Here is a 12,081-nt window from a genome sequence, read left to right as displayed (position 1 = left end):
AGGTTCCGTCAGAGCTGCCTTGGCGGGCGTTGTTGTTCTGGGAGGTAATTGTGGGCAAGGAAACAGAGTGTGGCAGGGGCAATCACGCCTTTATCCGCTGTGTGGCGATAAATGTAATTTTGATCTGTTCTGTCCGAAGCCTGCGACAAATTTGATCATCAATTGTCCATTAGTCATCTGACCACGTGGTGGATAACCGGTGCGGTCATTCTGACGACGGATTCTTTCCATGGCAGGCTTCGTGGAAACTTCAACCGCCGAATGATTGGCTTTGCCGATATTCCTGCAAGAGGGAAGTCCATGTCGAAAAACCGGGTAATGATGCCGTCTCTGGTCGCTGGCCTCTGTTTGGCGAGCCTGTCCTGTTCCGCTGTCGCCTTGGCGGCGGGGGAGGGCTGGCGCAATCCCTCGTTGTCGCCCGATGAACGGGCCCGGTTGCTGGATGCCGAACTGACGCTGGATGAACGGATCGGTCTGCTGCATGGACCGATGGCGCTGAGTTTTCCCGGTGGCCCGCCCATCCCGGCGGGGTCGGTCGGCGGGGCCGGTTTCATCCCCGGTGTGCCGCGCCTGGGCATCCCGGCGCTGAAGGAAACCGATGCCAGCCTGGGCATCACCAATCCGGGCGACGTGCGGCCCGGCGACACGGCCACGGCCCTGCCGGCCAGCCTGGCGCTTGCCGCCAGCTTCAACCCCGAACTCGCCTATGAAGGCGGGGCCATGATCGCGCGGGAGGCGGCGGCCAAGGGCTTCAACGTGCTGCTGGCCGGCGGCGTCAATCTGGCCCGCGATCCGCGTAATGGCCGCAATTTCGAATATCTGGGCGAAGATCCGTGGCTGGCCGGCACCCTGGCCGGGGAAAGCATCAAGGCGATTCAGGACCAGAACATCATCTCCACCATCAAGCATTTCAGCCTGAACGGACAGGAGACAGGCCGTTTCTACGCCAATTCCATCATCAAGGAGGCCGCCCACCGCGAAAGCGACCTGCTGGCCTTCCAGATCGCCATCGAGAAGGGGCAGCCCGGCTCCGTGATGTGTGCCTACAACCTTGTGAACGGGGATTATTCCTGCGGGAACGACCATCTGCTGAATGGCGTGCTGAAGGGGGATTGGGGCTACAAGGGCTGGGTCATGTCGGACTGGGGGGCGGTCCACGCCACCGACTATGCCGTGAAGGGCCTGGACCAGCAGTCGGGCGAGCAGTTGGACCAACAGATGTGGTTCGGTGAACCGCTGAAGCAGGCGGCCCTGGCCGGCACGGTGCCGGAGGCGCGGCTGTCCGACATGTCGCGCCGCATCCTGCGCTCGATGTTTGCCGTCGGCCTGTTTGATGGCAAGCCGGTGAAGCCGCAGATCGATGCCGCCGCCCATGCGGCAGTGGCCAAGAAAGTGGCGGATGAAGGCATCGTGCTGCTGGCCAACAAGGGCATTCTGCCGCTCAAGGGCGGTGCCGGAAAGAAGATCGTGGTGATCGGCGGGCAGGCGGATGCCGGTGTGCTGTCGGGCGCCGGTTCGTCGCAGGTGACGGCCACGGGCGGCAATGCCCGCGTGGTGCCGGTGGGGGGTGACGGGCCGATGGCCATGTGGGGCCGGCTGGTGTTCCATCCCTCCTCCCCGCTGAAGGCGCTGCGCGCGGCTCTGCCGGACGCCACCATTACCTTTGCCGATGGTCGCTATCCCGCGGAAGCCGCCGCCGCCGCCAAGGCGGCCGATATCGCCATCGTCTTTGCCAACCAGTGGATGGCCGAAGCGCTGGACGCCTACGACCTGTCGCTGCCACAGGGCCAGGACGAGATGATCCAGGCGGTGGCTGCCGCCAATCCCAACAGCATCGTGGTGCTGCAGACCGGTGGTCCGGTCCTGATGCCCTGGCTGGACAAGGTCGGGGCCGTTGTCGCCGCCTGGTACAGCGGGCAGAAGGGCGGCGAGTCCATCGCCGATGTGCTGACCGGTCGGGTCAATCCGTCGGGCCGGCTGCCGGTGACCTTCCCCACCAGCCTGGACCAGTATCCGCGCCGCGACCTGCCGGGCTGGGGCCTGCCCAAGAAGCAGCAGTTCGACGTGATCTATGATGAAGGGGCCGATGTCGGGTATCGCCGTTTCGCCGCCCTGGGCATGAAGCCGCTGTTCCCGTTTGGCCACGGCCTGTCCTACACCAGCTTTGCCTATGACAAGCTGTCGGTGAAGGGCGGGGAGACGCTGACCGTCAGTTTCCGGGTCACCAATACGGGCGCTGTCGCCGGCAAGGATGCACCGCAGGTCTATCTGACGGGGGCCGGTGGGGTGAAGCTGCAACGCCTGATCGGTTTCGACAAGGTTGACCTGAAACCGGGTGAGACGCGCACCGTGACCTTGAAGGCCGACCCGCGCCTTCTGGCCAGCTTTGACGAGGCCGGGCGTCAATGGCGGATCACGGGCGGCACCTATGAGGTGACGGTGGGGCCATCGGCTTCGACGGCCGCGCTGACCGGCACCGCCAAGGTCAGCAAACGGTCCCTGAAGCCGTAAACATCAAAAAGGGCCGGCGGCAACCCGCCGGCCCTTTCCATTTCAGCGGGTTGACAGATGCGCGACCGCTTCTTCGATCCCGATCACGTCGGCATATTTGGCGTTCAGGTCGAACAGGTTCGCCTCATGCACCCGCGTGTCGCGGTCGCCCACAGCCTGGCGCACCACCAGCGGCACAAACCCGTGCTGACAGGCATCCAGCGCCGAGGCGCGGACGCAGCCAGACGTGGACAGGCCCGCGATCAGCAGCGTGTCGATGCTGCTGGAGGTCAGGGTGGAGGCCAGCGAGGTGCCGAAAAAGGCGCTGGCATATTGCTTGGTGATCACCGGTTCGCCCGCGACCGGCTCCAGCCCCTCCGCGAATGCGGCCCAGTGCGGGTGCAGACCGCGTTCAAAACAGGACAGGGCCTTCACCTTGCGGAAGAACACGCCACCATCCACGCCGCCCGGTGTATAGGCGACATTGGTGTGAAAGACCGGGATGCCGGCGGCGCGTGCGGCCGACAGCAGGGTGACGGCCCCCGCCAGTGCCTTTTCCACCCCGGCATAAAGCGGACAGGCCGGGTCCAGATAGGCATTCACGAAATCAATGATCAGCAGGGCCGGGCGCTTGCCCCAGCCCAGACGGTTGCCGAACCCGGCCTGGGCATAGTCGGCATTCAGATCAGTGGCCATGGGTGTGATCCTTTCGCGAAAGAAAACGGCCTTCCCGATACGCGATGGGGAAGGCCGTGACGTGCCTGTTCGGTCTATCTGACCGTCAGTTGAACAGAAGCGGTGCGATCTGTTCCAGATAGGCGCGCCAGTTGATCCAGGTGTGGCCGCCGCCGCTTTCGACATAGGTGTATTTGATGCCGTAATCGGCCAGGATCTGGCGGAAGGGCGGCGCCATCTGGATGACAAAATCCTCCTTGCCGACGGCATAGAAGACCAGGCCGCCGGCCTTGGCGCGGGCCTTCAGGGCGGCGTCATTGACCTCGCGATAACGCTTGGTCTGTTCCTCCGACAGCATGCCGATGGAGAAGACGCCGATGGACCCGAACACGTCCGCGCGCGGCAGGCCGAACTGGATCGTATGCGCCCCGCCCATCGACAGGCCGACCATGGCACGGGTCTTCGCCGCCGCCTGGGTACGGAAATGCTTGTCGATGAAGGGGATCAGGTCCTTGTGCAGGTCATTGCCGAAATCGGTATTCTCCATGCCCTGCACGCCTTCGCGCGTGGGCGTGTGGCCATAGGGCATGACGATGATCATCGGCTTGGCCTTGCCGGCCCCGATCAGGTTGTCCAGGATGTAGTTGGCATTGCCCTTCATGGTCCAGGCATCGTCGCTGTCGCTGTAGCCATGGACCAGATACAGGACCGGGTAGCGGTCCTTGCCACCCGCCTCGTACCCCGGCGGGGTATAGACATGGGCGCGGCGCAGGATGCCCAGGGTGGAGGACGGATAGTCCACCACGGAGACGACGCCGTGCGGTACCTCCGCCTTGTAGAACTGGTTGGACGTGCCGTCGCCCGGCAACTGAACGATGGACTGCACGCCGCCCAGCGCCTCGGCAAAGCGGGTGCCGCGCGGATCGGCGATGCGCAGGCCGTCGACCCTGAAAATATAGGTATAGACGCCGGGATCGACGGCGCCTGTCGTGGTCGCCGACCAGTAGCCGTCGGTATCCTTGGTCATGGGCAGGCCCGGCGGCTTGCCATCCATGCCCATGGACACGCTGTTCATTTCCTGCGGCAGGGCCACGACTTCCTTGGCCTCCTTCGCGCACAGGCGGAAGGTGACGCGGCCGTCGGGCAGATGTTCGACCGACTGGTATTCCAGCGGTGGCTGAAAGAATGTCCGCGTCTCGCAGGCGGGTTGCGCCGCCTGGGCGGGGAAAGCCGCCAGGAATAGCGGCAGGCCGGTGATGGCGGACAGGATAAGCTTGCGCATGGTCGCGCTCCTTAAGGGGCGGTGGCGTGGGCCTGAAACAAAAAATGCCCCCAGGGACAAGGTTGTCCCCGAGGGCGCGATTTTAAGCTCAGAACTTGTACTTCGCCTGGACACCCAGGGTGCGCCCCTCACGCAGGCCGACATTCAGCGTGGAATAGGTGAAGGACGGGGCCGGCGTGAACAGGATATTGTTGTTCACCGTGGTGTAACGGCGGCTGTCGAACAGGTTGTTGGCATAGACATCCACCGACACGGCACCGACGGTGACACCGGCGCGGGTGTTGACGATGTGGCTTTCTGCCGTCTTCACGACATTGGCGACATCCGACCAGACGCCGGACTTGTAATTGTAATCGACACGCGCGAACCAGCTTGCATCTTCCCACTGATCGAACTCGCCATTGAACATCACGCCGGCGGCGGCGGAATATTTCGACGTCGACGGCAGTTCATTGCCGGAGAAATCCGTGGTGCCGACCAGGAAGGTGACCAGAGGGGCGTTGTAATCCTTGATCTTGCTGTCATTCAGCGCGCCGGACGCCGTTAGCGTGATCATGTTGGTCAGGCGGAACGACCCATCGAATTCCAGGCCCTTCATGTCGGAATTGCCGCTATTGATGGTGCCGAACACGCTGCCGAAACCACCGGTGGGCGTCACGAAGGTCTGGATGACCTGGTTCAACTGGTCCCGCCATTGCGAATAATAGGCGGCGAAGGCATAGCGCAGGCGGTTGTCGACGGCGGTACCCTTCAGACCGATTTCATAGGTCGTGACCTTCTCCGGCTTGACGAACAGGTCGATGCCCAGGGTCTTGGCGATGGTCGCGGCCTGACCGGTATAGGTGGTAACGCCGGAATTCAGTGAGGCGGGGTTCACGCCCCTGGCCACCGACGCATAGGTCATGACCTCGTCGGTCCACTGATACTGGGCGATCACGCGGGGCAGGAAGTTCTTGTAGGTCTGTTCCGCCAGCTTCGACCCGGCCTTGTAGGTACCGGCCGGCACAAAGGTGCTGTCGGTCACCACCGCATCGGCCAGCGGCGAGATATAGGCGTAGAGCTTGTCGATCTGGTACCGGCCCTCGACGCTGGCGGTCAGCTTGTCGGTGATGTCATAGGTGACGCCGAAGAAGCCGCCATAGGTCTTGGACTCCGTCTTGCCGGACGGGGTAACCTGCTTGTTCAGGATCATGTTGTCCAAGGTATCGACGGTGCGCTTGCCATTGGCGCCCAGATAGGACAGGCCGGCCACGAAGCGCAGCGCCTCTCCATCATCGTAGCTGGTGCGCAGTTCCTGGGAGATATCCTTGGAAATATTCTCCACCAGATAGGCCGAGCTGAAATAGGAGCGCAGGCCGTTGGTGGCCGTATAGGCCGGGTTGGCGATACCGGAACTGTCGTAATTGCCGATATCGGACAGCGAGCCCCATTCCTCGTGATTGATGCCGGTCAGGGAACTGATGGTGAAGTTGGTATCGGGGATTTCATAATCCACGACCAGATGGGCGTGGCGGTAATCGCGCACCAGACCGTAATTGTTAACGCTGTCATCCGGATCGATCAGACGGTTCGTGGTCACGGCCAGCGCATTGCGCACGAAGCTGTCGACATTGTAGTTGCCCGACGGCGTGGTCGCGGGCAGGGACGGGACCGTGCCGCACATGAACGGGTTGAAACCGCCCAGGGTGCAGTTCTGCTGGGCCGGCACAACGACGCGGCCCGTGCTGTCGGTGACGGCGCGCGCGCTGATCAGACCCAGGGCGGCGGGGCCGTCCTTGTCATGCGAGATGATGCCGAACGCCTTGATGGTCAGGTTTTCGGTCGGCGTGGCCACCAGCAGCAGGTTGGCATTGCGTGACGACTGGTCACCCAGGGTCTGCGACCGGTTGGCGGCGTTCTTGTAGGTGCCGTCCTTGGCGTTGTAATCGCCGGCGATGCGGAAGGACAGCTTGTCCTCCACAATCGGGCCTTCCAGTTCGGCCTGCACGCGCCGCGCCTTGTGGGTGCCGGCCATGGCGGTCACGCTGCCGCCGAAATCGTTGCCCGGTTCCTTGTTCACCACGTTCAGGGCGCCGGCGAAGGTGTTGCGGCCGAAATAGGCCGATTGCGGTCCGCGCAGCAGTTCGATGCGTTCCGGGCTGGACACGCTCATCACCGCCGTGGGGGAGGAGACGGGAACGCCGTCGATGAAGGTGGCGACGGGCGTGCTGTCGGTCGTGGCCGGCGTGAAGCCGCGCAGGATCAACTGCTGGAACGACCGGTCGCCGCGCCCGCTGCTGTTATTGTTGATGTTGAAGCCGGGGGTCTGCTCCGACAGGTTCTGAACCGACGTGATGCCCCGCTGCTCCACCTCTTCCGCCGTTACGGCGGTGACGGACACAGGCGTCTTCAGGATGTTTTCGGACCGCTTGCGGGCGGTGACAATGATTTCCTCCAGTTGCAGCTTTTCTTCACCGCTGCTCTTGGCCGCATCCTGCGCGTAAGCGGTGGAGGCCAGCATGGATGCCCCGATGGCCATGGTGATGGCCAGGCGCGATGCGCCGGATGGGGGCTTGAACTTCACTTCCTTCATTCTTGTCTCCCAGTCGAAACATTGTCCCAGAAAGCATGCCGGGCACTTGTCGGCCCGCCTTGCACGCAAAGCTCCGCCCGTCCGTGCAGAACCGGGGTTCCACGGGTTTCTTTCAGGGACGGGATGGAGCTTTGAGCGTTGGTTGTTTGGCGGATGATGTGTTTGGGCTGGAAACCGCTCAAGCCCGATACCGGACCTGTCCACCACGCGGTCAGAACGACGGTTCATACCAATCAGCCTTGCTCTTGACCGATCAAGGCTGATTGGTGTCAGACAAGGCAGGCGGCAACCGCCAGGACCGTCGCCGCGTCCCGGCCCATCACCTGCATCGACAAGGGCAGCCCGTCAGGGGCCGTCTTGAACGGCACGGCCACGGCGGGACAGCCGATAAAATCGGCCAGGGCCGTGAAATCGGCCTGATTGGCTGGTACCGGGGTGTCGAAGGGGAAGGCGGTTTGCGGGGCCGTGGGCAGCAGCACGGCATCCACCTGTTCCAGCCAGGCCGTGCCGGCGGTGCGGATCGCATCCAGCCCCTGATAGGCGGCGGCCAGCTTCGTTGCCGGCTGCCGTTCGCCCCAGCGCAGCAGACCCAGGAATTCCGGTGAAAAACCATCGTCGCCCTGCGCCAGCCGGTCGGCATGGGCGTTCAGCCCCTCTACCTCCGACACCAGCAGGCCCAGACGCCGTGCCTGTCCTGGCTGATAATCCGGCAGGTCCGACACCACCCGCCGCATGCCGTTCAGCAGCAGCAGGGTTGCCGCCTCCTCCCGCGCCGACCAGATAAAGTCCGGTGCTTCCACGCGGGTCCGCCAGTCGGGGATGGCCAGCCGCAGGCCGGCGACATCCACCGGTGTGACAGCCCCCCGGTCGCCGGCATGGGCGGCCAGCAGGGCGCAGTCGGGCAGCGAGCGACCATGCACGCCGACATGGTCCAGCGTGGTGGATAGCGGGATCACGCCGTCCAGGCTGATGGCGTGGCGGGCCGGCTTGTACCCCACGATGCCGCAATAGGCGCTGGGGATACGCACCGATCCCATCGTGTCGGACCCAAGCGCGCCCGCCGCCAGCCCCCCGGCCACCGACGCCGCCGACCCGCCGCTGGACCCGCCGGCCGTATGACCGTCGCGCAGCGGGTTCTGCGTGCGTCCGAACCAGACATTGTCGGTGGTGGCGCCCAGGGCGCCCTCATGCATGTTGACGGTGCCCAGGATGACCGCCCCGGCCGCCCGCAGCCGCTCCACGCAATCGGCATCTTTTTCCGCCACACGGTCGCGATAGGCACCGATGCCCGCATGCCAGAAGGCGCCCTGAACCGCGATATTCGCCTTCACCGCGACAGGGGCGCCGTCGATCTCCGACAGCGGTTTACCCTCCCGCCAGCGCCGGGCGGACGCCGCCGCTGCTGTCAGGGCGCTGTCGGCCAGCACCTGATTATAGGCGCTTATATGCCCGTCCAGGGCCGCGATCCGGTCCAGATAGCAGCGCGTTACAGCCAGAGCATCAACCTGCCCCTGCCGGTACAGGTCGGGCAGGCCGGCAATGCCGGCGGCAAGGATGGCGTCGATCATTTGAACCGCTCATCAATCAGGCGGATGGGTTTCTGCCGCACGTCGATCTGGGTCAGGCCGGCTGTGGCGCGGTGGTCGACCAGTTCGACCCCCACCTCGATCCCGATCTTCTGCTTCAGGACGGCGCGGCTGCGTTCCGCCACGTCCTGGCGGTCATTGCCGGATGCGTTCGTCTCGGCGATCACGATGAACTCGTCCCGGCCGGCACTGTCGCGCACGGCCTTGCAGATATACTCGCCCGTGATGCCCGCCACGCCGTTCAGCATGGGGCCGATGGCCTGCGGGAAGATGTTGATGCCACGGATCTTCACCATATTGTCCGACCGGCCCAGGAAACCCTCGATCCGCTTGAACCCGACGCCGATGCTGGACGCGCCGGTACGAACCTGCGTTACGTCATGGGTATTGAAGCGGATGATGGGGTGGATATCGTCCTTGTAGATGCAGGTGACGACCATGTCGCCCAAGGCCCCATCGGGCACGGGCGCGCCCGTATCGATGTCGCAGACTTCCAGATACTGGGCGTCTTCCATGACATAAAGACCGTCACGGTCCGGGCCTTCGCCGGCGATGCAGCCTGTATCGCCCACGCCGTACCAGTCGAAGCATTCCGCCCCGCCCCAGGCCGCCGACAGGCCCGCCTTGTCCTCCTTGCCCAGATGGCCGGAGATCATGCGGATATTCAGGTCGCGCACCGGATCGATGCCGTTCTCCCGCGCCACCTCGGCCAGCTTCTTGATGTAGTCGGAGAAACCGACGATGACCGTGGCCCCGAATTCCTTCATCAACTGCACCTGCTGCGCGGACCGCGTCTCCACGCCCGTACCGGCCGACATGAAGATGGAGGACGTCCAGTGCAGCACGCTTTCGCGCACATAATGGCCGCCATTGATCATGCCATGGCCATAGACTGAATGGACCACATCGTCGGGCCGCATGCCCTGGAACCGGTACAGGCGGCCCAGCAGCAGGTTCTGCGCCTCCCGCCCCTTGGCTCCGAACAGCAGGACCTGGGGCTTGCCCGTGGTGCCGCTGGTGGTGTGGAACACGACGGGCGGGCGCTCGCCGGCCGGATAGCTGGAGAAACCGGAAAAATCGCCGAAGGGCGGCGCGATCTCCAGGCTGGCCATGATGTCCGATTTGTCGAACATGGGCAGGCGCGGCAGATCCTCGATGGAGCGGATGTCGCCCCTCTCGATCCCGGCCTTGCCCCACAGGCGCTGATAGAAGGGCGTGGCCCAGGCGCGGGCCACACTCCGCATGAACAGGCGGTTCTGGTGCGCCGTCAGCGCGTCCCGGCTGGTCTGGGTGGCGAAGCGCACGAAATCGTCACCGATGGGGTGGTCCTTCTGCAAGGCATCCCAGTCCACGGCGTTGAAATAGGTCTTGTGCCCGTCCATGGCTAAAATACTCCCCTGATGTTATACTATCGGCCTGAATGATTGACCTTCGGCCAATCATTCAGGCCCCTCAATCGCCGGCGCCCACATCCGTGGGCTTGTCTACGCGGCACGTGCCGCGCGGCGGCAGTCGCCGCCGTACAGACGGTCAAACATTTCGACCGTCTGTATCAGTCCGGCAGGCCGGCGGCGCGGCGCAGCAGACGAGCCATGTCGGCCTGGTCCTGAAGATCGTCGATGGCCCGGATCAGCGGGTCGGCCAGATCGGCAGCGCCCGCAAAGTCCAGGCAGGCGCGGAATTTCCGCAGATGTTGTTCCCGGCTCAGCGGGGTCATGGGGCTGCCTAACTGGCTGTCAATGCGGGCGCGCACGATGCGCCCGTCGGTCAGCATCGCCTCCGCTACGCCGGGGGTGAAGGCGGCGGGGTCCGGATTATCGTCCGCCACCACCTTGATCCGGCTGCCCAGCGCATGCAGTGCCGGGTCGGACAGGCGGCTGTCGGCAAAATCCGACAGGCCCACGGTACCGCGCGTTAGCACGACCGCGCCCAGCCAGGCAAAACACAGCCGCGCGTAATTGGCCGTCAGCGCCGCCGGATAGGCGGGAAGGGGGCGGCCCACCAGCCGCTGGATCAGGGGCGGGGCCGTGTAGGTCAGGCTTTCCAGATTGGCCGCATTCACCCCATGGTCGCGCATCAGCGTCTGCAAAGCCACGATGCCCCCATGCGCGGCGCGGCCCGTGGGAAAAGGTTTATGACTGACCTGCGCGATGCGCCAATCCTGGCCCAGCCGGGTCAGCAGCGGCGGCAGGTCGGTCCCCGTTTCGAACAAGGCGAGATAGCCGAAGGGCCCATCGATGCTGCCCGCCGTGCCGGGGATGCCGGCCAGGGCCAGATCAAGGGCTATCAGGCTCGCCTGGGCGGCATGCGCCACCTGGATGGGCAGGCCCGGCTTGCCTTCCACATGCGCCTGCATGGTGCCCGATGCAAAGGCCAGCGCATGGCCGAAGGCGCTGCGTGTCGTGTCCACGTCCAGGCGGCGCAGCCGGGCCATGGCCGCCACACAGCCGAAAATCCCCGCCGTGGCCGGCCGGAAGAATTTCAGGGGTGTCTTGGCGGCCAGTCCCAGCGTGGCGGCGATATCGACGCCGGCCGCCAGGGCGGCCCCGAATTCCACGCCCGTCACCGGCAGGGTCTGACGTGACGTATCGGCCATCAAGGCGGCCAGGATGGTGGCCAGCGGATGCACCACCGCCGCCTCATGCACGCAGTCGAATTCCTGGGCGTGGATCTGGAAGGCGTTGATGAAGGCGGCCTGCGGCGCGGTCAGGGCATAGCCACGGCCCAGGACCGGGGCCGGTCCGCCGCCGCTGGCCCAGTTCTGGCCCGCCGCCGCGATCTCCGGGGCGAACGGCGCCTTCGACCCGGCGATGCCGACCCCCAATGTGTCCAGCAGGAAGATGCGCACCGCGTCGCGCGCCGGTTCCGGCAGACCCACCCATTCCACCGACAGCGCGTGGCGCGCCAGGATATCCGCCGCCATCATGCCGCTTCTCCCGTCAACCGGCCCGGCCACGGGGTGGGCAGGGGGCGGCCTTCCGCCAGTTCCAGACATTGCGTCACCAGGGTGCCGATGGCCCCCGCCTGCATGCCCGCCGCCTGCATCAGGCTGCGGGCCTTGTCGATGGCGCGGTCCAGGGGCAGCGGGTTTTCCGGGTCGCCCAGGGCGTCTGTCTGCTCATGCACCAGCAGGTCACCGCTGGTCAGGTTCAGGACCAGCCGCGCCCCGAAATGGTTGGGATAAGCGCCGGCATAGGGCTCACCCACCGTGACCTTCACCCGCGCCCGCAATGCGGCCACCACCGGATCGGCGATCATCGGCGGGTCGAAGGCGGACAAGGGCGGGGGGCCGTCCAGCAGGGTGACGGCCACCGCGTGCTGCAAGGAGAATTTGGCCTCGATCACGCTGCGCGGGTCCGGCCGGTCACAGAAGCGCAAGGCATCGCCATAGGTCTGGATGGCGATGCTTCGCACCTCTCGCAGGTCCAGCCGGTCACGCCCCATCTTGGACAGCAGGGCCAGGGCCGCGTCGATCA

7 protein-coding genes and 1 pseudogene are annotated in these 12,081 nt (G+C 64.9%); 1 reads left to right on the top strand and 7 read right to left on the bottom strand.

The features are described from left to right. Positions 1–300 precede the first annotated feature (300 nt). Positions 301–2,511 (top strand): glycoside hydrolase family 3 C-terminal domain-containing protein, encoded by a 2,211-nt coding sequence (locus tag KBA48_RS03225; RefSeq protein ID WP_292903550.1) that lies wholly within the window; start codon positions 301–303, stop codon positions 2,509–2,511. A gap of 42 nt (positions 2,512–2,553) precedes the next feature. On the opposite strand, the gene KBA48_RS03220 is transcribed toward KBA48_RS03225, so the two are convergent. From KBA48_RS03220 to KBA48_RS03190, 7 genes and pseudogenes are all read right to left on the bottom strand, one after another. Beyond that, complete coding sequence (locus tag KBA48_RS03220) at positions 2,554–3,186, bottom strand: isochorismatase family protein (protein ID WP_292903549.1); 633 nt, start codon at positions 3,184–3,186, stop codon at positions 2,554–2,556. Between the two features lie 85 nt (positions 3,187–3,271). Then, entirely contained in the window at positions 3,272–4,447 is a 1,176-nt protein-coding gene (locus KBA48_RS03215; protein ID WP_292903548.1) for an alpha/beta hydrolase-fold protein, read from the bottom strand. 88 nt (positions 4,448–4,535) lie between these two features. Next, a complete protein-coding gene (locus tag KBA48_RS03210; RefSeq protein ID WP_292903547.1) occupies positions 4,536–7,019 on the bottom strand; it encodes a TonB-dependent receptor in 2,484 nt (827 codons plus the stop codon). A gap of 269 nt (positions 7,020–7,288) precedes the next feature. Continuing rightward, positions 7,289–8,587: an amidase gene (locus KBA48_RS03205; protein WP_292903546.1), complete on the bottom strand. Its 1,299-nt coding sequence runs from the start codon at positions 8,585–8,587 to the stop codon at positions 7,289–7,291. Continuing rightward, positions 8,584–9,987: a phenylacetate--CoA ligase family protein gene (locus KBA48_RS03200; protein WP_292903545.1), complete on the bottom strand. Its 1,404-nt coding sequence runs from the start codon at positions 9,985–9,987 to the stop codon at positions 8,584–8,586. The genes KBA48_RS03205 and KBA48_RS03200 overlap by 4 nt, the downstream gene beginning before the upstream one ends. Before the next feature lie 170 nt (positions 9,988–10,157). Continuing rightward, positions 10,158–11,531, bottom strand: a complete 1,374-nt coding sequence (locus KBA48_RS03195) for an MmgE/PrpD family protein (protein WP_292903544.1) — start codon at positions 11,529–11,531, stop codon at positions 10,158–10,160. After that, a pseudogene (locus KBA48_RS03190) lies at positions 11,528–12,081 on the bottom strand (hypothetical protein); the annotation flags it as partial. The pseudogene KBA48_RS03190 and the gene KBA48_RS03195, both read right to left, overlap by 4 nt.

Origin of the sequence: Niveispirillum sp. (assembly GCF_017996735.1) — a bacterium.
Lineage (GTDB): Bacteria > Pseudomonadota > Alphaproteobacteria > Azospirillales > Azospirillaceae > Niveispirillum.
Note: the sequence above shows the minus strand (reverse complement) of the source record. Positions and strands in the feature narration are given on the sequence as shown.